The 19,280-nt window shown below is 69.8% G+C and carries 18 protein-coding genes; 5 read left to right on the plus strand and 13 right to left on the minus strand.

Going from position 1 to position 19,280, the window contains the following annotated elements; translation table 11 throughout:
* Positions 1-57: 57 nt before the first annotated feature.
* The 3 genes from AWC25_RS07505 (at position 58) to AWC25_RS07515 (ending at position 2,134) form a co-directional block, all read left to right on the plus strand.
* Positions 58-555: a PAS domain-containing protein gene (locus AWC25_RS07505; RefSeq protein ID WP_232327068.1), complete on the plus strand. Its 498-nt coding sequence runs from the start codon at positions 58-60 to the stop codon at positions 553-555.
* A gap of 46 nt (positions 556-601) precedes the next feature.
* Positions 602-1,351: an enoyl-CoA hydratase gene (locus AWC25_RS07510; protein WP_069400842.1), complete on the plus strand. Its 750-nt coding sequence runs from the start codon at positions 602-604 to the stop codon at positions 1,349-1,351.
* Positions 1,352-1,540: 189 nt separating this feature from the next.
* A complete protein-coding gene (locus AWC25_RS07515) occupies positions 1,541-2,134 on the plus strand; it encodes a hypothetical protein (protein ID WP_069400841.1) in 594 nt (197 codons plus the stop codon).
* A gap of 6 nt (positions 2,135-2,140) precedes the next feature.
* Here the strand turns inward: AWC25_RS07515 and AWC25_RS07520 are convergent, their stop codons facing one another.
* The 6 genes from AWC25_RS07520 to rimP form a co-directional block, all read right to left on the minus strand.
* Positions 2,141-3,151 carry a DHH family phosphoesterase gene (locus tag AWC25_RS07520; protein WP_085166564.1) on the minus strand — a complete coding sequence of 337 codons (1,011 nt, stop codon included), beginning with the start codon at positions 3,149-3,151 and terminating at the stop codon, positions 2,141-2,143.
* Complete coding sequence (gene rbfA / locus AWC25_RS07525) at positions 3,126-3,629, minus strand: 30S ribosome-binding factor RbfA (RefSeq protein WP_069400839.1); 504 nt, start codon at positions 3,627-3,629, stop codon at positions 3,126-3,128. Before rbfA ends, AWC25_RS07520 begins: the two co-directional genes overlap by 26 nt.
* A 67-nt stretch (positions 3,630-3,696) precedes the next feature.
* A complete protein-coding gene (gene infB / locus AWC25_RS07530) occupies positions 3,697-6,525 on the minus strand; it encodes a translation initiation factor IF-2 (RefSeq protein ID WP_085166565.1) in 2,829 nt (942 codons plus the stop codon).
* Between the two features lie 74 nt (positions 6,526-6,599).
* Positions 6,600-6,983, minus strand: coding sequence for a YlxR family protein (locus AWC25_RS07535; protein ID WP_198166584.1), 384 nt, complete (start codon positions 6,981-6,983; stop codon positions 6,600-6,602).
* 155 nt (positions 6,984-7,138) lie between these two features.
* Positions 7,139-8,194, minus strand: coding sequence for a transcription termination factor NusA (nusA, locus tag AWC25_RS07540; protein WP_044510886.1), 1,056 nt, complete (start codon positions 8,192-8,194; stop codon positions 7,139-7,141).
* Between the two features lie 130 nt (positions 8,195-8,324).
* Positions 8,325-8,849, minus strand: a complete 525-nt coding sequence (gene rimP, locus AWC25_RS07545) for a ribosome maturation factor RimP (RefSeq protein ID WP_085166566.1) — start codon at positions 8,847-8,849, stop codon at positions 8,325-8,327.
* A gap of 235 nt (positions 8,850-9,084) precedes the next feature.
* On the opposite strand from rimP, the gene AWC25_RS07550 reads away from it, so the two are divergent.
* Both AWC25_RS07550 and AWC25_RS07555 read left to right on the plus strand, forming a co-directional pair.
* Positions 9,085-9,621 (plus strand): hypothetical protein, encoded by a 537-nt coding sequence (locus AWC25_RS07550; RefSeq protein WP_069398705.1) that lies wholly within the window; start codon positions 9,085-9,087, stop codon positions 9,619-9,621.
* Positions 9,618-10,064, plus strand: a complete 447-nt coding sequence (locus tag AWC25_RS07555) for a ferritin-like domain-containing protein (protein ID WP_085166567.1) — start codon at positions 9,618-9,620, stop codon at positions 10,062-10,064. Before AWC25_RS07550 ends, AWC25_RS07555 begins: the two co-directional genes overlap by 4 nt.
* Here the strand turns inward: AWC25_RS07555 and AWC25_RS07560 are convergent, their stop codons facing one another.
* The 7 genes from AWC25_RS07560 to AWC25_RS07590 all read right to left on the minus strand — a co-directional run bounded on the left by AWC25_RS07560 (position 10,065) and on the right by AWC25_RS07590 (position 19,273).
* Entirely contained in the window at positions 10,065-11,813 is a 1,749-nt protein-coding gene (locus tag AWC25_RS07560; protein ID WP_069398703.1) for a proline--tRNA ligase, read from the minus strand. It abuts the gene before it with no gap.
* 180 nt (positions 11,814-11,993) lie between these two features.
* Positions 11,994-13,610: an MFS transporter gene (locus AWC25_RS07565; protein ID WP_069398702.1), complete on the minus strand. Its 1,617-nt coding sequence runs from the start codon at positions 13,608-13,610 to the stop codon at positions 11,994-11,996.
* Positions 13,611-13,632: 22 nt separating this feature from the next.
* Positions 13,633-14,850 carry a uroporphyrinogen-III C-methyltransferase gene (cobA, locus tag AWC25_RS07570; protein WP_069398701.1) on the minus strand — a complete coding sequence of 406 codons (1,218 nt, stop codon included), beginning with the start codon at positions 14,848-14,850 and terminating at the stop codon, positions 13,633-13,635.
* Positions 14,851-14,925: 75 nt separating this feature from the next.
* A complete protein-coding gene (locus AWC25_RS07575; RefSeq protein WP_142278729.1) occupies positions 14,926-16,311 on the minus strand; it encodes a cobyrinic acid a,c-diamide synthase CobB in 1,386 nt (461 codons plus the stop codon).
* Entirely contained in the window at positions 16,308-16,922 is a 615-nt protein-coding gene (cobO, locus tag AWC25_RS07580) for a cob(I)yrinic acid a,c-diamide adenosyltransferase (protein WP_069398699.1), read from the minus strand. Before cobO ends, AWC25_RS07575 begins: the two co-directional genes overlap by 4 nt.
* A gap of 33 nt (positions 16,923-16,955) precedes the next feature.
* Positions 16,956-18,806 (minus strand): magnesium chelatase subunit D family protein, encoded by a 1,851-nt coding sequence (locus AWC25_RS07585; RefSeq protein ID WP_069398698.1) that lies wholly within the window; start codon positions 18,804-18,806, stop codon positions 16,956-16,958.
* A complete protein-coding gene (locus AWC25_RS07590) occupies positions 18,803-19,273 on the minus strand; it encodes a GNAT family N-acetyltransferase (protein ID WP_069398697.1) in 471 nt (156 codons plus the stop codon). Before AWC25_RS07590 ends, AWC25_RS07585 begins: the two co-directional genes overlap by 4 nt.
* Positions 19,274-19,280: the final 7 nt, after the last annotated feature.

The following is a 19,280-nucleotide window of genomic DNA, read 5'->3' on the forward strand; positions in this document are numbered from 1 at the left end:
AGTGTTCCATTCACGTCGGCCGGGACTAACGTCGGCAGGATCACAGAAAGGGAGAAAGTGAACAGCCCAGACGCAGGCCACGTAGGTGGAAACGCTCACACCGCCGACATCACCGAGGAGTGGATCGCCACGGCGGTGGTGAGGGCGACACCCGAAGCGGTCGTCGTGTGTGACGCCGAGGGCGTCATTCGACTCTGGAACGACGGCGCGCAGCGCATGTTCGGCTACTCAGCGGATGAGGCGCTCGGACAAAACCTGGACATCATCATCCCGGAAAAGCTGCGTAAGCGGCACTGGGACGGCTACCACAAGACGATGGCCACCGGGCAGACCCGTTACGGCGATCAGCTGTTGAGCGTGCCGGCCACCCATCGGGACGGTCATCGGCTCTCGATCGAGTTCAGCGTCGCCCTCTTGCAGCAGGACGGCCGCATCGTCGGCATTTCCGCGATCATGCGTGAGGTGACCGAACGCCGCAACGAGGAGCGGGCGCTGCGCGCGCGGCTCGCCGATGTCGAGGCGCGGCTCGCCGAGCTGGAGGGCGCCGCCAGCTGAGCCGGGCGACCGTACCGGGGTTCTGTTCACCCTCTACGGTGTTGCCATGAGCGACGACATCCTGCTGATCGACACCGAAGAGCGGGTGCGCACCCTGACGCTCAACCGACCGCAGGCGCGCAACGCCCTGTCCTCGGCGTTACGGGACCGGTTCTTTGCGGCACTGGCCGACGCCGAAACCGATGACGGCGTCGACGTCGTCATCGTGACCGGCGCGGACCCGGTGTTCTGCGCTGGGCTCGACCTCAAAGAGTTGGGCGGCCAGGCGACGCTGCCGGACATCTCCCCGCGCTGGCCGGCGATGACCAAGCCGGTGATCGGCGCGGTCAACGGTGCCGCGGTCACCGGCGGGCTGGAGCTGGTTTTGTACTGCGACATCGTCATTGCCTCCGAGCAGGCCCGCTTCGCCGACACCCACGCCCGCGTGGGCCTGCTGCCCACCTGGGGCCTGTCGGTGCGGCTGCCGCAGAAGGTGGGCGTCGGGCTGGCCCGGCGGATGAGCATGACCGGTGATTACCTGTCGGCCGCCGACGCGCTGCGCGCGGGTCTGGTGACCGAGGTGGTGGCACACGACGAACTGCTGCCCACCGCACGCCAGGTGGCCGCCTCCATCGTCGGCAACAACCAGGCCGCGGTGCGGGCGCTGCTGGCCTCCTACCACCGCATCGACGAATCGCAGACCAGCCAGGGGCTGTGGCTGGAGGCGACCGCGGCCCGGCAATTCCGCACCACCGGCGATGACATCGCCGCGAATCGGGAAGCGGTATTGCAACGCGGGCGGGCTCAAGTCCGTTAGCGCGTTCGGCGGCGACGCAATTCGTCGTCCATAAGACGGCCGCGCCCAAATGGCTGGCGTGCACCACGCTGTTATTGATTCCGAGGCCGTCGACCCGCGTCGAGAAAGAACTTTTTATCGCCAGCAACCGCCATAGCCAATACGATCCCCCTAACGAGCCGAAACCATTTGCGCACGGCAGGAGGAACGATGCGGGGTGTCGTCGGCCTCAGCAGGCGGGTAATCGGCGCCCTGCTCCTGGTCATGGCGGTTTCGCTCGCCGTCAGGCCGCACGCGGGGGCGCAGCCGCCACCACCATTTCCCAATCTCGACGGTTTCACCGCGGTGCCCGTCGACGGGTATATCACGACATCACTTCCCGGGTCACTTCCCCGCAACTCGCCCCGAATTAATTTCTCCACCCCGAACTCGGTGGTGTGCGACTTCTACGGTGGGCCGGCACCCGTCCCGCGGCCCTCGCAAGACATTAAGTGCAATGGCGAAGTTCCCGGAATAGACGACATTCCCTTTCCCGGTGGTGCCCATCCGCGACCCGGCGACTGCGTGGAGGGGTCGGTGAATTTCAAGGGGCCAGGCTACGAATTGAGCCGAATGACCTACGGCGGTTGCGGCGGCAATCCGGCCGCGCTGCCCTACACCGCCAAGACGCTGAACGTCGGCCAGAAACTGTCCTACCTCAACGTGACCTGCGCGGTGGGCGCCGACAACGTGCTCGCCTGCCTGGACGCCACTAGCGGGGATCACGGATTCGTCTTGCAATCCGGCGGGAGTTGGGCCTTCTAGGCAGCGCTACCCGAGTGCGGCGCGCAGCGAGGTCACCACGTCGTCGAGGGACCCGGCGGTCGAATATCCGGCGGCCAGCCGGTGACCACCACCACCGAACACCGACGCGACCGCAGCCAGATCCACCTGCGCCTTCGCCCGCATCGAGACCGACCACTGTTGCGGCTCAACCTCTTTGAAGACCGCAGCCACCTCCGCCTGTTGCGTGGTGCGCACGATGTCGACGATGCTTTCCACTTCCTCCGGGCGGGAGTTGTTCCAGTCGTCGTTGCCGACCACCGCGTAGACCAGCCCGCACCCGCCGACCGCGTCGTCGACCAGCCGCGCCGAGCCGAGCACCCGGGACAGCAGCGGCAGCCACACGAACGGATGGGTGTCCAGCAGCGTCCGGCTGATCTTCGCGTTGTCCACGCCGACCTCGACCAGCCGGGCGGCCAGCCGGAACGCGCGCGCGCTGGCCCACCGGAACGACCCGGTGTCGGTGGTGAGGCCGGCGTAGATGCAGTGCGCGACATCGCGGTCGATCGGCTTGCCCCACGCGTCGAGCAGCTCGGCCACCAACAGCGTCGTGGAGTCCGCGGTGGGGTCGACGAAGTTCGCGGTACCGAACATCGCGTTGGAGGCGTGGTGGTCAATCACCAGCAGCTGCTGATCCGGCCCGGCCAAATCGGCCAGCGCCCCGAGCCGTTTGAGGCTCGGAACATCAACGGTCACAACGAGGTCGACGTCGCGGCGCATCGCGTCCGGGTCGACCAGCAGCTGGCAGCCGGGCAGCGAGCGCAACGACTCCGGCAACGTCGCCGGCGCGGCGAAGCCGACCTCGACCTCCTTGCCGCTGCGGTGCAGCACGGTGGCCAGGGCCAGTCCGGCGCCGATGGTGTCGGCGTCGGGGTGCACGTGGCAAATCACCGCGACCGTCGCTGCCGCCGAGAGCAATTCGGCGGCCTCGGCAGCGTCGATACGCGCCCCCGCGACCCGGTCGCGGGTCAAGTCAGTCTTCGGGTCTGTGGTCGTCACCGGTCTCCTCAGCGTCGACCCCTGCCCGCCACGCGGGCTCCGCCACCGGCCCGCTGTCGCGGTACGGATCGGCCTCCCCGGCCGGTTTGGCACCCACCCGAACCCGGGCCAGGTCGGCATCGGCGGCGCGGGCGCGGGCCAGCAGCTCGTCCATACGCTGCACGTTGTCCGACGTCGTGTCGCGCTCGAAGGTCAAGGTCGGCGTGAACCGTACCCCGGTGCCCGCCCCAACCATGGTGCGCAGCGTGCCCTTGGCCCGCTCCAACGCGGCCGCGGCGGCCTCGTAATCCGGCTCGTCGTCGAGCGTGCGGCCCATCACGGTGTAGAAGACCGTCGCGTCGTGCAGGTCGTTGGTCACCTTCGCGTCGACGATGGTCACCCCGTCCAGCCCCGGATCCTTGATCTCGAACTCGATCGCCGACGCGACGATCGTGTTGATCCGTTTCGCCAGCCGGCGCGCCCGTGCCGGGTCAGCCATTCCGAATCACCGCCTTCCTCATCGCTTCGTCCCGTGCGCGGGTGGTGCGTCACTGCAGTGTCGGCCGTTAGGTGCGCGCTTTCTCGACCAGCTCGAACGACTCGATGATGTCGCCCTCCTTGATGTCGGAGTAGGTCAGCGTCATACCGCATTCGTAGCCCTCGCGGACCTCGGTGACGTCGTCCTTCTCCCGGCGCAGGGAGGAAATCGTCAGGTTGTCGGCAACCACGATGTTGTCGCGCAGCAGCCGGGCCTTGGCGTTGCGCCGCACGATGCCCGAGGTGATCAGGCAACCGGCGATGATGCCGACCTTGGAGGACCGGAAGATCGCCCGAATCTCGGCGCGACCCAGCTGGTCCTCCTCGTAGATCGGCTTGAGCATGCCGCGCAGGGCCTTCTCGATCTCGTCGATCGCCTGGTAGATCACCGAGTAGTACCGGATGTCCACGCCCTCGCGGTTGGCCAGCTCCGTCGCCTTCCCTTCGGCACGCACGTTGAAGCCGATGATCACCGCGTCCGACGCCGACGCCAGGTTCACGTTGGTCTCGGTGATGCCACCGACACCGCGGTCGATGACACGCAACTGCACCTCGTCGTCGATCTCGATGCCCAGCAACGCCTCTTCCAGGGCCTCGACCGTACCGGCGTTGTCGCCCTTGAGGATCAGGTTCAGCTGGCTGGTTTCCTTCAGCGCGGCATCCAGATCGTCCAGGCTGATCCGCTTGCGCGACCGCGCGGCCAGCGCGTTGCGCTTGCGGGCGCTGCGCCGGTCGGCGATCTGGCGGGCGATGCGGTCCTCGTCCACCACGAGCAGGTTGTCACCGGCGCCGGGCACCGAGGTGAAACCGATGACCTGCACCGGCCGCGACGGCAGCGCCTCGTGCACGTCGTCGCCGTGCTCGTCGACCATGCGGCGCACCCGGCCGTAGGCATCGCCGGCGACGATCGAGTCGCCGACCCGCAGCGTGCCGCGCTGGATCAGCACGGTGGCCACCGGTCCGCGACCGCGGTCCAGGTGTGCCTCGATCGCGACACCCTGGGCCTCCATGTCGGGGTTGGCCCGCAGGTCCAGCGCCGCGTCGGCGGTCAGCAGCACCGCTTCCTCCAGCGCCTCGATGTTGGTGCCCTGCTTGGCCGAAATGTCGACGAACATGGTGTCGCCGCCGAATTCCTCGGGGATCAAACCGAATTCGGTGAGCTGCCCGCGGATCTTCTGCGGATCGGCGCCCTCTTTGTCGATCTTGTTGACCGCCACCACGATCGGCACGTCGGCCGCCTGGGCGTGGTTGATCGCCTCCACCGTCTGCGGCATCACGCCGTCGTCGGCGGCGACCACCAGAATCGCGATGTCGGTGGCCTTGGCACCGCGGGCACGCATGGCGGTGAACGCCTCGTGACCGGGGGTGTCGATGAAGGTGATCAGCCGCTCGCTGCCCTCGAAATCGACCGCGACCTGGTAGGCACCGATGTGCTGGGTGATGCCGCCGGCCTCGCCCTCGCGGACGCTGGCGTTGCGGATGGTGTCCAGCAGCCGGGTTTTACCGTGGTCGACGTGACCCATCACGGTCACCACCGGCGGCCGGGTCTGCAGGTCTTCCTCGCCGCCCTCGTCTTCGCCGTAGGTCAGGTCGAAGGACTCCAGCAGCTCGCGGTCCTCATCCTCGGGGCTGACGACCTGGACGACGTAATTCATCTCGCTGCCCAGCAGTTCAAGCGTCTCGTCACCGACCGACTGGGTTGCCGTCACCATCTCGCCGAGGTTGAACAGCGCCTGCACCAGCGACGCCGGGTTGGCGTTGATCTTGTCGGCGAAGTCGGACAGCGACGCGCCGCGGGCCAGCCGGATGGTCTCGCCGTTGCCGTGCGGCAACCGCACCCCGCCGACAACCGGAGCCTGCATGTTTTCGTACTCGGCGCGCTTCGCCCGCTTCGACTTGCGGCCACGCCGGGGTGCGCCGCCGGGACGGCCGAACGCGCCGGCGGCACCGCCACGCTGCCCGGGACGGCCACCACCGCCGCCGCCACCGGGACGGCCGTGGAAACCACCACCGCCGCCGGGCGCGGCACCGACGCCGCCGCCACCGCGGTAGTTACCGCCCCCGCCGCCGCCGGGGCCGCCGGGACGGCCCCCACCGGGACGGCCTCCACCGCCACCGCCCGGCCGGGCCGGGCGGAACTGGCCGCCGGCTCCACCGGGGCGCGGTGGCATGTTGCCCGGCGAGGCGCCACCGGGGCGCGGTGCCCCGGGGCGGGGCGCGCCGGGGCGCGGTGCCTGCGGCCGCGGGATGGGCCGGTCGACGGGCTGCGCCGAGGAGAACGGGTTGTTGCCGACGCGCGGGGTGCGCGCCGCGGGCCGCGGGATCGGGCCGGGTCGCGGGCCGGGAGTGGCACCGGGCGGCTGCTGCTGTCCGGGCGCCTGACCGGGGGTCGGCGGTTTCGCCTGACCCGGCGCCGGCGCGGCGGGCCGTCCGGGCGTCGGGGCCGGTCGGCGCGGTGCCGGCGCCGGCGCCGCGGGTGTCTGGGTCCCCGCAGCCGGAGACGCCGACGCGGCCGCACCGCCTCTTACGGCGCTGACGGAGTTGTCGGACTTGACGGCGCTGCCGGCGCCGTCGGCGGGCTTCGCGGGGGCGCTGGCCGCCGCGCCGTTGCCGGACGGCTGCTGGATCGCCTTGTCCAGAGCCCTGTCGAGGGATTTGTCGGGGCTCTTCGCGGCGCCCTTGGCGGCCGCGGGCTTGCCCCCGCCGAACGACTCGCGCAGCCGGCGAGCCACCGGCGCTTCGACGGTCGAGGATGCTGATTTGACGAATTCGCCCTGTTCATTCAGCCGGGCGAGAACTTCCTTGCTGGTAACACCGAGTTCCTTGGCTAACTCGTGTACGCGGGCCTTACCTGCCACTACTTCTCCTGTCTGAGAGGCGACAGTCGTGGGGCCGCGCCTCGGGTGCTAGCTGTAACGCATGGGGGTGGGAGTCATCGGGACTTCACGGTGTGCTCATGTTCTTTGCTACCTGTTCTGTTGCCGAGCGAGTCGAGCGCTTCCACGTGATCGAGCAACGCGGACGTGTCCGGAGGACGGTCGATGCGCAACGCTTTGGTGAAAGCCCGCCGCCGAATCGCCTCGTGTACGCACCGCGGCGCGGGATGCAACCAGGCACCCCGCCCCGGCAGACTCGTCGCTGTGTCAACGATTACGGCGTAATCGCCGTTCCCACTGGGCACAGCTACCACTCGGAACAATTCGGTGGCCAGCTCTCGCTTCCGGCACCCGACACACGTCCGCACAGGTCCACGGGGTTTATCCGGGTGACCGTGCGCCCATGTGGCCCGGGGGGCCGAAGGCTCGCGCTGGATCACGGCTCAGTCTAGCGTCACCGAACCGATCGTCAGAACCACCCGCGGGTGCCTGGTCGCGCCCGGACCCGACGGTGCGCGCCGGCTCGTCCTGCCGTGCCCGGCCGTTGCCACGCAAATCGGCGTCGCCAACATCGAACGCGCACCGACGATGTGGGTCAGTGGTCGTGCGCCATCGGCTGGCTGGCCCCGTGTTCCGGACGGCCGTGGGGCTGTTCGCCGGCCGTGGCCGGCGAATCGCCGCGGATGTCGATGCGCCAGCCGGTGAGCCGGGCCGCCAGCCGCGCGTTCTGCCCCTCCTTGCCGATGGCCAGTGACAGCTGGAAGTCGGGCACCACCACCCGGGCGGCGCGGGCGGTCTGGTCGATCACCGACACCGACACCACCTTCGCCGGCGACAGGGCGTTGGCAACGAAACGGGCCGGGTCCTCGTCGTAGTCGATGATGTCGATCTTCTCCCCGGACAGCTCGCTCATCACGTTGCGGACCCGCTGCCCCATCGGGCCGATGCAGGCGCCCTTGGCGTTGAGTCCGGGCACCCGGGAGGTCACCGCGATTTTGGAGCGGTGGCCGGCCTCCCTGGCCACCGCGACGATCTCGACCGACCCGTCGGCGATCTCGGGCACCTCCAGCGAGAACAGCTTGCGGACCAGGTTGGGGTGGGTGCGTGACAGCGTGATCACGGGCTCGCGCGCGCCGCGGGTCACACCGACCACGTAGCAGCGCACCCGATTGCCGTGCTCATAGGTCTCGCCGGGAACCTGCTCGGCCACCGGGATGACGCCCTCGGAGGCCTTGGTCTCGGTGCCCATCCGGACGACGACCAGACCGCGGGCGTTCGCGCGGCTGTCCCGCTGGATCACGCCGGCAACGATCTCCCCCTCGCGGGTGGAGAACTCGCCGTAGGTGCGCTCGTTCTCGGCGTCGCGGAAGCGCTGCAACATCACCTGGCGTGCAGTGGTCGCGGCAATGCGGCCGAAACCCTCGGGGGTGTCATCCCATTCGCTGATGACGTTGCCGTCCTCGTCGACCTCGCGGGCGATCACGGCCACGACCCCGGTTTTGCGGTCGATCTCGATCCGCGCGTCGGCCTGGTGACCCTCGGTGTGCCGGTACGCGGTCAACAGGGCCGACTTGATCGTTTCGAGCAGTTCGTTGACCGAGATGCCCCGATCCACCTCGATGGCGTGCAACGCGGCCATGTCGATGTTCATCAGCGCCGCTCCTTTCCCCCGCAAGCGGGAGGTGCCCCCATATCGCCCCCCGCGTGGCCCCCCAGGTCGCTACGTATCCCCCGTCGCGTCGCGGCGGAGGCTGCCCCCACCACGTCGACCCCGGCGCGGGTCATGTTACAAACTCCGTCTCCCCCACACCGGCCAGGTCCAACTCGGCCCGGGATGGCGACGAAAACTCAACCTGGACAACGGCTTTGGCTATGCCAGCGAACGGAATATCGCGCACCGCCCAATCGCGGCCGTCGCGGACGACCAACGCCACCGTCGCGCCGCGGGTCTGGCCCACCCGCCCGGTCAGCCGGGTGCCGTCCGACAACTCGAGCTCGATCTTGCGACCGCGGGCGCGGCGGAAGTGTTTCTCGCTGGTCAACGGGCGGTCCACGCCGGGTGAACTCACTTCCAGGACGTAGCTGTCGGCGCTGCTGTCCAGGCCGTCGAGCAGCGTCGACGCCGAGCGCGATAGTGCCGCCACGGTGTCCAGGTCCAGTGCGGTGTCGCCGTCGGCGATGACCGTGATCCGGGGCGGCCGCGCCCGGGTGTCGATGACCACGTCTTCGATCTCGTAGCCGGCGCGCGCGAACTCGCCACCGAGTAGCTCGATCACCTGCGTCTGAGACGGTAGCCCGGTGGTCACGGCGAGCTCCTCATCTTGAGTTGTCCGGTCATCTGGCTGGATGGCGCCGCCCAACCCTTTCAGGCGGCTTCCGGCGTCCCGGTGGAACGGGGCGGCTGCCGTTCCGCGAGAACCAGGAACTAACGATACGCCAGGAATCGCCCATGACGAGGTGATCGCAGAGGTCCGCGGAGGTTTGCGAAACGTTGAGGTCCTGGCGTCATGCCCGGTCCGGCGTGGATGGCAGGATATTGCTGTGCCTAGCGCAGGACCCGTCAGCAGCCGGCGGGGCGTGCTCGCCGGGGGTGCCGCGCTTGCCGCGCTCGGGGTGGTCGCCTCCGCCTGTGGCCACGCGCCACCCAAACCGCCGCCCGTCGAAGAGTTGTTGGGGCCGTTGGACCAGGCCAGACACGACAGCGCGCTGGCCAGTGCGGCCGCCGCGGCGGTCGGCATACCGCCGCAGATCGCGGCGGCGCTGTCGGTGGTCGCCAACCAGCGCGCCGCCCACGCCCGGGCGCTGTCCACCGAGATTTCGCGAGCGGCCGGCAAGTTCACCTCCTCGTCGAGCTCGTCGACCGAGACGACCGGTTCGAGTCCGGCCGCGCCGGCCGGTCCCCCGCCGCCGCCACCGCCGGTGTCGGACGTGATCAACGCGCTGCGGGCCTCGGCCGACGACGCGACCCGCCTGGTGAGCACCGAATCGGGGTACCGGGCGGGGCTCCTCGCCTCCATCGCCGCGTCGTGCACGGCGTCCTACGTCGTCGCGCTGGTGCCGGGAGGTCCGTCCATATGAGCTCCGGCAAGGACGCCGACAATGCGGCGCTGTCCGACGCGCTGTCCGTCGAGCACGCGACCATCTACGGCTACGGCATCGTGTCGGCGCTGTCGCCGCCCAGCGTCAACGACTTGGTGTTGGAAGCGCTACTGACGCACCGCAAGCGTCGCGACGACGTGATCGCCATGCTGGCCGCGCGTCAGGTCACCGCGCCGCCCGCGGCTGCGGGCTACCAACTGCCCCTGCTGGTGGCCAGCCCGGCCGACGCGGCACGGCTGGCGACGCGGATGGAGAACGACGGGGCCACGGCGTGGCGGGTGGTCGTCGAGCACGCCGAGACCGCCGAAGACCGCGCGTTCGCCGCGACCGCCCTGACGCAGAGCGCGGTCATGGCCGCCCGCTGGAGCCGCATCCTGGGCGCGTGGCCGATCACGACCAGTTTCCCGGGCGGCAACGAGTAATCAGCCGGCGAGGGCCGTCACGATGTCGGTGGCCAGCGAGACGCCCGCCGCCAGCTCGCGCGTCTGGCCGCCGAAGCGGTCGCGCAGTTCCACCACGCCGTCCGCCCAGCCGCGTCCGACCACGACGATCCAGGGCATCCCGAGCAGCTCGGCGTCCTTGAATTTGACCCCGGGCGAGGCCTGGCGGTCGTCCAGCAGCACCTCAAGGCCCAACCGGTCCAGGTCGGCGGCCAGCGCGATAGCACCCTCGCGCGCCTCCGGGTCCTTATTGGCGATCACCAGGTGCACGTCGAACGGCGCGATCGAGGGGGGCCAGCGCAGGCCCAGCTCGTCGTGCTGCTGCTCGGCGACCACGGCCACCAACCGCGACACCCCCACCCCGTAGGAGCCCATCGTCAACCGCACCGGCTTGCCGTCCTCGCCGAGCACGTCGACGGCGAACGCGTCGGTGTATTTACGGCCCAGCTGAAAGATGTGCCCGATCTCGATGCCGCGCGCCATGACCAGCGGCCCGGCCCCGTCGGGCGACGGATCGCCCTCGCGCACCTCCGCGGCCTCGATGGTGCCGTCGTCGGTGAAGTCGCGCCCGGCGACCAGTCCGACAACGTGGCGACCCGGCTCGTCGGCGCCGGTGATCCAGCTGGTGCCGGCTACCACCCGCGGATCCACGAGGTAGCGAACACCGTTGTCCCGCAATGCTTTCGGACCGATGTACCCCTTCACCAGGAAGGGGTATTTGGCGAAGTCGGTGTCGTCGAGCAACGCGTACTCGGCCGGTTCCAGCGCCGCGCCCAGGCGTTTGTCGTCGACCTCGCGGTCACCCGGAATGCCGATCGCGAGCAGCTCCCAGTCCCCGCCCGGTTGGCGCACCTTGACCAGAACGTTTTTCAGCGTGTCGGCGGCCGTGACGGTGCGGCCCAGGCCGGCCTCGTTCGCCCATGCCACCAGGCTGGCGATGGTGGGCGTGTCGCCGGTGTCGTACACCACCGCCTCGGGCAGCCCCTCGAACGGCCGCGCCTCGGGGCGGGCGGTGATCACCGCCTCGACGTTGGCGGCGTACCCGGACTCCAGGCACCGGACGAAGGTGTCCTCACCGATCGGGCTCTCGGCCAGGAACTCCTCGGACGCGCTGCCGCCCATCGCCCCCGACACCGCGGACACGATGACGTAGCGGACCTGCAGCCGGTCGAAGATGCGCTGGTAGGCCTCCCGATGGGCGTGGTAGGCGGCCTTGAGACCGGCGTTGTCCACGTCGAAGGAGTAGGAGTCCTTCATCACGAATTCCCGGGCCCGCAGGATGCCGGCGCGCGGCCGCGCCTCGTCGCGGTACTTGGTCTGGATTTGGTACAAGGTGAGCGGGAAATCCTTGTAGGAGCTGTACTCGCCCTTGACGGTCAGGGTGAACAGCTCTTCGTGCGTCGGGGCGAGCAGATAGTCGTTGTCGCGGCGGTCCCGCAGCCGAAACAGGTTCTCGCCGTACTCCGTCCAGCGGTTGGTCGTCTCGTACGGGGCGCGCGGCAGCAGCGCCGGAAACAAGATCTCCTGCCCACCGATGGCGTTCATCTCCTCGCGGACGACGCGTTCGATATTGCGCAGCACCCGCAATCCCAGCGGCAGCCAGCTGTACAGCCCCGGAGCGATGGGCCGCACGTATCCGGCTCGCGCCAGCAGCTTGTGGCTGGGCACTTCGGCGTCGGCGGGTGCATCGCGCAGGGTGCGCAGGAACAGCTCGGACATCCGGGTGATCACAGCGGGCCAGCCTAAATGGCGGGTGCTAAAGCCGCACCACAGGGTCGGCGACCACGGGCGTCACATCGGCCACAGTGGGCTCCGGTGGACTGACGGGTGTATGTGCCCGGCTACGAGCGACTTTCGCGTCGCGGGCGCGAGACGAACCCCGGCTTGCCTGGCGTGAAACGAACCGGCGGGCTACAGCTCGCCGGCGTCGATCGCTTCCTTGACCTCCTGCGCGTGCGCCACCTGCTCCGGGGTGTACCCGATGAACAGCGCCGCGCAGCCGACGATGACGGCCGCACCGGCCACCCACAGCAGGCCGTAGGTGTAGCCGTGGTCGAGTGCCCGCAGCTGAACGTCGTTCATGAACTTCACCGGGCCGGTGGTGCCGCCCAGGTACAGCGTGCGCGAGGTGATCACGGCCTGGATGACGGCCAACACCAGCGGTCCGCCCAGGCTCTGCAGCATCAGCGCGATCGCCGAGACCGGGCCGATCTGGTCGAAGCCGACGCCCGCGATCGCCGCAAGCGTCAGCGGGACGACCACCATGCCGATGCCGATGCCGCCCACCACGATCGGCAGCACCAGGTTCGGGAAGTAGGGCACGCCGCGGTGCATGAAGGCCCAGCCGTAGATCATCGCGACCAGCAGCAGCCATCCGCCGCCGATGGTCAGCACCCGCGGCGAGAACCGGGAGACCAGCTGCGAGGAGATGCCCAAGCCGATCCCCATCGCGATGACGAACGGGATGAAACCGACACCGGCCCGCAGGGCGCTGTAGCCGAGAATGTCCTGGACGTACAGCCCGATGCACACGGTGAGGCTGAACATCACGCCGCCGGCCAGCAGGATAGCGGTGAACGTGACCAGCCGGTTGCGGTCGCGGAACAACTTGAATGGCACGACGGGATTTTCGGCGGTGCGCTCGACGATGGCGAACGCAATGCCCGCCGCCGCGGCCACCACGCCCGACCCGATCGTGGTGAACGAGACCCAGCCTTTTTCCGGGCCCATCGAGAAGGCGAACACCGCGGCGGTGCACGCCAAGGTGGCCAGCATGGCCCCGGCAGCGTCAAGCTTCATCCGCTCGCGGTTGGTCTCGCGCAGCGCGGTGCGGGCCAGGTAGATCATCACCAGGCCGATCGGCACGTTGACCAGGAAGGCCAGCCGCCACGACAGCTCGGTCAGCGCGCCGCCGACCACCAGGCCCATCACCGAGCCGACGGCGGTCATCGCGGCGAACACCGCGGTGGCGGCGTTGCGGGCGGGACCCTTGGAGAAGGTCGTCGCCACCAACGCCAGCCCGGTGGGCGAGGCGATGGCCGACCCGATGCCCTGCAGCAGCCGGGCGATGACCATGGTGGCCTCGTCCCAGGCGACCGCGCACAGCACCGAGGAGATGGTGAACAGCGCGACGCCGACGATGAAGGTGCGTTTGCGGCCGATGGTGTCGCCCAGGCGCCCGCCCAGCAGCATCAGGCCGCCGAAGGTGAGCACATACGCGGTGATCACCCAGCTCCGGCCGGCGTCGGACAGGCTCAGCTCGTTCTGAATTTTAGGAAGCGCGACGATGGCGACCGTGCTGTCCATCGTTGCCAGCAGCTGCATGCCGCCGATCGCGATGACCGCCGCGATGAACCGCCGGGAAGGCAGCCAGGTCGGGTAATACCTGCTCGTACGCGTCCTGGTACTGGTCGGGGCGGCAGCAGATGAGGTCTCAGCCGGGCGTTCGGTGCGTCCCTGGGCCGGACGATCGGCGCGCGCAGCAGACCAAGTCCGGGCCGCGCGCTCGGTGTCGTTGAGGGCCGTCATAACGGATTACCTTACAGTAATCTTAAGAATCGTTTAAACCCCGAGCGTCGCTCAGACCCACCACGGGGCCGATCACGATGATCGCCGGAGGTCGAATCCCCTCCGCACGGATCTTTTGCGGCGTGTCGGCCAGGGTGGCCCGCAGCGTGTGTTGGGCCGGCGTCGTGCCGTGCTGAACCACCAGAACGGGCGTATCCGCAGGTCGGCCGCCTTTCAGTAGCACGTCGACGAACAGCTCGATGCGTTCGACAGCCATCAGCAACACGATGGTGCCGGACAGCGCGGCCAGCGCATTCCAATTCACTAACGATTCGGGATGACCGGGCGCCAGATGCCCGCTGACCACCACGAATTCGTGGTTGACGGCGCGATGCGTGACGGGCACGCCCGCCAGCGCGGGCACCGCTATGGCACTTGTCACACCCGGGACGACGGTGACCGGAATGCCCGCGTCGGCGCACGCGAGGACCTCTTCGTAGCCGCGGGCGAACACGAAGGGGTCGCCGCCCTTGAGCCGGACGACGAAGTTTCCGGCGCGGGCGCGTTCGATCATCACGTCGTTGATCGCGTCCTGCGCCATGGCGCGCCCGTACGGGATCTTGGCGGCGTCGATGACCTCGACGTGCGGTGGCAGCTCGGCGAGCAGTTCCGGCGGGGCCAGGCGGTCGGCCACGACGACGTCGGCCTGGGCGAGCAGCCGGCGGCCGCGGACGGTGATCAGTTCCGGGTCGCCGGGGCCGCCGCCGATCAGGGCCACTCCGCCGCGCGCGACGTCCGGGCTTTCGGGGGCGATCAGACCCTGCTGCAGGGCCTCGCGAATGGCCGACCGGATCGCCGCCGACCTGCGGTGCTCACCGCCGGCCAGCACCCCGACCGACAGCCCGGCGTACTCGAAGGACGCCGGTGTCACCGCGCTGCCCGCCACGGCGATGTCGGCGCGGACGCAGAAGATTCGCCGGGCGTCGGCCTCCGCGACGACGGCGGCGTTGACCGCCGGGTCGTTGGTGGCCGCGATCGCGTACCACGCGCCGTCGAGATCGCCGTCGTGATATTCGCGCAGCGTCAGGGTGATTCCGGTCATCGCCTCGACCGAGCGGGTGGCGCTGCGCGAGATGACGTGCACGTCGGCTCCGCTGGCGACGAGCAGCGGGAGCCGGCGCTGCGCGACCGTGCCGCCGCCGACGACGACGACCTTCTTACCCCTCAGCCGCAGTCCGGCGAGGTAGGGGCTCTCGGTCACCCGGCAAAGCCTAGTGGCAGCGCGCCGACGGGCCGTGAAGGTAACGCCATCGGTGACGCCGCTGTCGCCCTGGCGTTAGGCTCGCGAGCTCTCGGCGCGGGCGACGAACCGCGCCACCGCGTCCGGCACGGCGGCGGGGTGGGTGTGCAGATACGACGCGTGCACGCCGCCATGGACGACGCCGTCACGTATCGGCGCGGCGGACCGCTCGGCCGCGGCCGCCCGGTACACCCACGCCGGCTGGTAGCCCTCGGTGAACGTGATCGCGGTGCGGTGGAACTCGTGACCCACCACGCGCGCCCCGACCGGATAAAGCGGCGAGTCCGCCACCGCGACCGCGTCGCGGTACGCCAACGTCAGGTTCGGGGTGAACCGTGCCGTTGCGCCGAGCACCCCGCACATCGGATACCCGTCGAGCTCGGACGCCAGGTACAGCAGGCCCGCGCATTCGGCGTGCACCGGCGCCCCGGCTCCGGCGAGCCGCCGGATCTGTTGGCGCACAACATCATTGGCCGATAGTTCAGCCGTGAACTGTTCGGGGAAGCCGCCCGGCAGCACGACCGCGTCGGTGTCTTCCGGCAACGTCTCGGCGAGCGGATCGAAGTCGACGACGTCGGCGCCGGCGGCGCGCAGCAGCTCGGCGTGTTCGGCGTAGCCGAAGCTGAAGGCCTTTCCGGCGGCCATGGCGACCGTCGCTCGCCGGCGCCGGTCGCCGCACTCCCCCACCGCGGCGACCGGATCCCAAGGCGCGCCGTGGTTGCCGCTACGCGCGGCCGCCAGCACCGCGCCCAAATCGACGTGCCGCGCGATCAGCGCGGTCATGGCCTCGACCGCGAGCCGGGCCCGGCGGCCGTACTCGACCGCGGTCACCAGGCCCAGATACCGTGTCGGCACATCCAATTCGGCGTTGCGCGCAATGGCGCCCAACACCGGGACACCGGTCTGTTCGCACGCCTGCCGCAATACCTGCTCGTGGCGCGCCGAGCCCACCCGGTTGAGGATGACCCCCGCGATCCGGGTCCCGGTATCGAACGTCGAAAAGCCATGCAACAGCGCGGCAATGCTGTGACTTTGACCGCGCGCATCGACCACCAGGATCACCGGGGCGCCGACCAGGGCGGCGACCTGGGCCGTCGAACCCGCGGGCGGCGTGGTGACGCCCGAACCGATCCGCCCGTCGAACAACCCCATCACGCCCTCGATCACGGCGATATCGGCGCCGGCGGCCCCATGGGCGTAGAGCGGGCCGATGAGCCGCTCGCCCACCATGATCGGGTCGAGATTGCGTCCGGGCCGACCGGCGGCCAGGCCGTGATAACCGGGGTCGATGAAGTCCGGACCCACCTTGTACGGCGCGACGGTGTGCCCGGCCTGGCGCAGCGCGCCGATCAAACCCGTTGCGACCGTGGTCTTTCCACTTCCTGAGGCGGGCGCGGCGATGACGACCGCGGGGGCACTCACCACTCGATGCCCCGCTGGCCCTTGCGCCCCGCGTCCATCGGATGCTTGACCTTGACCATCTCGGTGACCAGGTCGGCCACCTCGATCAGCCGCGCCGGGGCGGCGCGGCCCGTGATGACCACATGCTGATGACCGGGGCGGGCCAGCAGCGCGCCTACCACCTCGTCGACGTCGACCCACCCCCACTTGAGCGGATAGGTGAACTCGTCGAGTACGTAGAAATCGTGCCGCTGCTCGGTCAGCCGGCGTGAGATCTCGGCCCACCCCTCCGCGGCGACCGCGGCGTGGTCGTCCTCGCTGCCGGATTTGCGGCTCCACGACCACCCGGCGCCCATCTTGTGCCATTCCACGGGGCCGCCGACGCCGTGCTCGTCGTGCAACCGACCGAGCCGGGTGAAGGCGGCTTCCTCCCCCACCTTCCATTTGGCGCTCTTGACGAATTGGAACACCGCGACACTCAGGCCGACGTTCCACGCGCGCAACGCCATTCCGAACGCCGCCGTCGATTTCCCCTTGCCGTCACCGGTGTGCACCGCCAGCACCGGCCGATTGCGCCTGGCCCGGGTGCTCAGCCCGTCGTCGGGCACCTGCAGTGGGGTTCCCTGGGGCATGGGGCCGCACCTTCCGTTGTCGTTGCCCGCCGGCTAGGCGACGGCGCGTACCGCTTGCATCAGCTGGTCGGCATGCAGCTGCTCCAATCGGACGGCCGGCGCACCGAGCTGGCGGGCAAGCTGGCTGGCCAAACCCAGTCGGACATGCGATGTTTCGCAGTCCACGACCACCGCGGCCGCGCCCTCGGCGACCAATCGGGAAGCCGCAATTCTGCTGCGACCCAACGGGTCTGGGCCAGCCGTGGCCCGGCCATCGGTGAGCACCACCACCAGGGGGCGACGCGACCGGTCACGCGCCCGCTCCCGCACGATCAACGCGCGCGCCGCCAGCAGTCCCTCGGCCAGCGGCGTGCGCCCGCCGGTGTCGAACCGGGCCAGCCGGCGCCCGGCAATGTGCGCCGACGACGTCGGCGGCAGCAGCAACCGTGCCCGGTCTTGCCGGAACGTGATCACGGCGACCTTGTCCCGGCGTTGATAGGCGTCGCGCAGCAGCGAGAGGGTGGCCCCACCGACCGCAGCCATCCGGTCCCGGGCGGCCATCGACCCCGACGCGTCGACCACGAAAATCACCAGATTGCCTTCGCGCCCTTCACGTATCGCTCGGCGCACGTCGTCGGCGCCGATGCGCAGCGGACCGGCACCGGCGTGCTCGGCGGCCGACAGCAGCGTGGCGAAGGGATGCAATCCGTGCGTTTCCGCGTCAGTGCCCGCCGCGGCGGCCACCACGCTTCCGGATCGGTTGCGGGCGCGCGAGCGTCGTCCCGGCGCTCCTTCACCCACGCCGGGAACCGTCAGCGCCCGGGTTCGAAACGTCTTGGACGGCGGGGCGCTGGGCCGCGCCTTCGGCACCTGCGCCTCCGGTGCCGAACGGCCCGAATTCTGTTGTGCCGCATGACTGTCAGCGGAGTGTCCGCCGCCGGGCGGATCGGGGTCGGGGTCGGGCTCTTCGGCCGCCCGCCGCAGCGCCTCGTCGAGCTGGCCGGGGTCGATGCCCGGGTCGTCGAACGGGTCGCGGCGGCGGCGGTGCGGCAACGCCAATTCGGCCGCCACCCGGATGTCCTGCTCCTCGACACGGCTGGCCCCGCGCCATGCGGCGTGCGCGGTGGCGGTGCGGGCCACCACCAGATCGGCACGCATCCCGTCGACGTCGAACGCGGCGCACAGCGTGGCGATGCGGCGTAATTCGTTGTCCGGCAACATCACATCGTCGACAAGCGCACGGGCCGCGGCGATCCGCTGGGCCAGCTCGGCTTCGTCGGCGGCATAACGGGTGGCGAATCCGTCCGGGTCGGCCTCGTAGGCCATCCGCTGGCGGATCACCTCCACCCGCACCTCGACGTCGCGAGACGCGTGCACGTCGACCGTGAGCCCGAACCGGTCGAGCAGCTGCGGACGCAGCTCGCCTTCTTCCGGATTCATCGTGCCGATCAGCACGAAGCGGGCCTCGTGCGTGTGGGAGACGCCGTCGCGTTCGACGTGCACCCGCCCCATCGCCGCGGCGTCGAGCAGGACGTCGACCAGATGATCGTGCAGCAGGTTGACCTCGTCGACGTAGAGCACACCACCGTGGGCCCGCGCCAGCAGCCCCGGCGAGAACGCATGCTCGCCATCGCGCAGCACCTTCTGCAGATCCAACGACCCGATCACCCGGTCCTCGGTTGCACCGAGCGGCATCTCGACCAGCCCCCCGCCGGTGCCTCCCGGGTAGGCGTGGCCCGTCGCCGCGGACAACAGCGCGGCCAGACCGCGCACCGCCGTCGACTTGGCGGTGCCCTTTTCCCCGCGGATCAGCGCGCCGCCGATCTCGGGTCGCACCGCGCACAGCAGCAGCGCCAGCCGCAATTGGTCGTGGCCGACGATCGCGCTGAACGGGTACGGCCTCATGGCTGGGCCGCCACGCCGGAGCCGGGCCGCAGCATCGGGACGTGCGGGACGCCGTCGTCGAGGAAGTCGTCGCCGTCGCGGACAAACCCGTGCCGGGCGTACATCTCGGCCAGGTAGCTCTGCGCGTTGATGCGGCACGGGTAGTCGCCGACCTCGGCCAGCGCGGCGCGCAGCAGCCGGGTGGTGTGGCCTCGGCCGCGCATGGCGCGTTTCGTGCACAGTCGTCCGACGCGGAAGACCTTTTCGCCGCCGGCGTGCTCCTCGGTCAGCCGCAGCGTGCAGATCACCTCGCCGTCGGGCGTTTCCAGCCAGAAGTGCCGAGTTTCGGCGAGTAGGTCGCGCCCGTCCAGCTCGGGGTACGGAATGGCTTGTTCGACCACGAACACCTCGACGCGCAGCTTGAGCAGTTCGTAAAGCGTTTGTGCGTCAAGGTCTTTGGCCCAGATGCGGCGTAAGGCTTCGGTCATTGGCGCC

This window comes from Mycobacterium sherrisii (assembly GCF_002102355.1).
Lineage (GTDB): Bacteria > Actinomycetota > Actinomycetes > Mycobacteriales > Mycobacteriaceae > Mycobacterium > Mycobacterium sherrisii.

What these genes read in the sequence shown, in the direction of transcription:
- AWC25_RS07565 (WP_069398702.1), bottom strand. Translation starts at nt 13,610, where the DNA reads ATGACGGCCCTCAACGACACCGAGCGCGCGGCCCGGACTTGGTCTGCT.
- AWC25_RS07510 (WP_069400842.1), top strand. Translation starts at nt 602, where the DNA reads ATGAGCGACGACATCCTGCTGATCGACACCGAAGAGCGGGTGCGCACC.
- AWC25_RS07555 (WP_085166567.1), top strand. Translation starts at nt 9,618, where the DNA reads ATGAGCTCCGGCAAGGACGCCGACAATGCGGCGCTGTCCGACGCGCTG.
- rbfA (WP_069400839.1), bottom strand. Translation starts at nt 3,629, where the DNA reads ATGGCTGACCCGGCACGGGCGCGCCGGCTGGCGAAACGGATCAACACG.
- nusA (WP_044510886.1), bottom strand. Translation starts at nt 8,194, where the DNA reads ATGAACATCGACATGGCCGCGTTGCACGCCATCGAGGTGGATCGGGGC.
- AWC25_RS07515 (WP_069400841.1), top strand. Translation starts at nt 1,541, where the DNA reads ATGCGGGGTGTCGTCGGCCTCAGCAGGCGGGTAATCGGCGCCCTGCTC.
- cobO (WP_069398699.1), bottom strand. Translation starts at nt 16,922, where the DNA reads ATGCCCCAGGGAACCCCACTGCAGGTGCCCGACGACGGGCTGAGCACC.
- AWC25_RS07585 (WP_069398698.1), bottom strand. Translation starts at nt 18,806, where the DNA reads ATGAGGCCGTACCCGTTCAGCGCGATCGTCGGCCACGACCAATTGCGG.
- AWC25_RS07590 (WP_069398697.1), bottom strand. Translation starts at nt 19,273, where the DNA reads ATGACCGAAGCCTTACGCCGCATCTGGGCCAAAGACCTTGACGCACAA.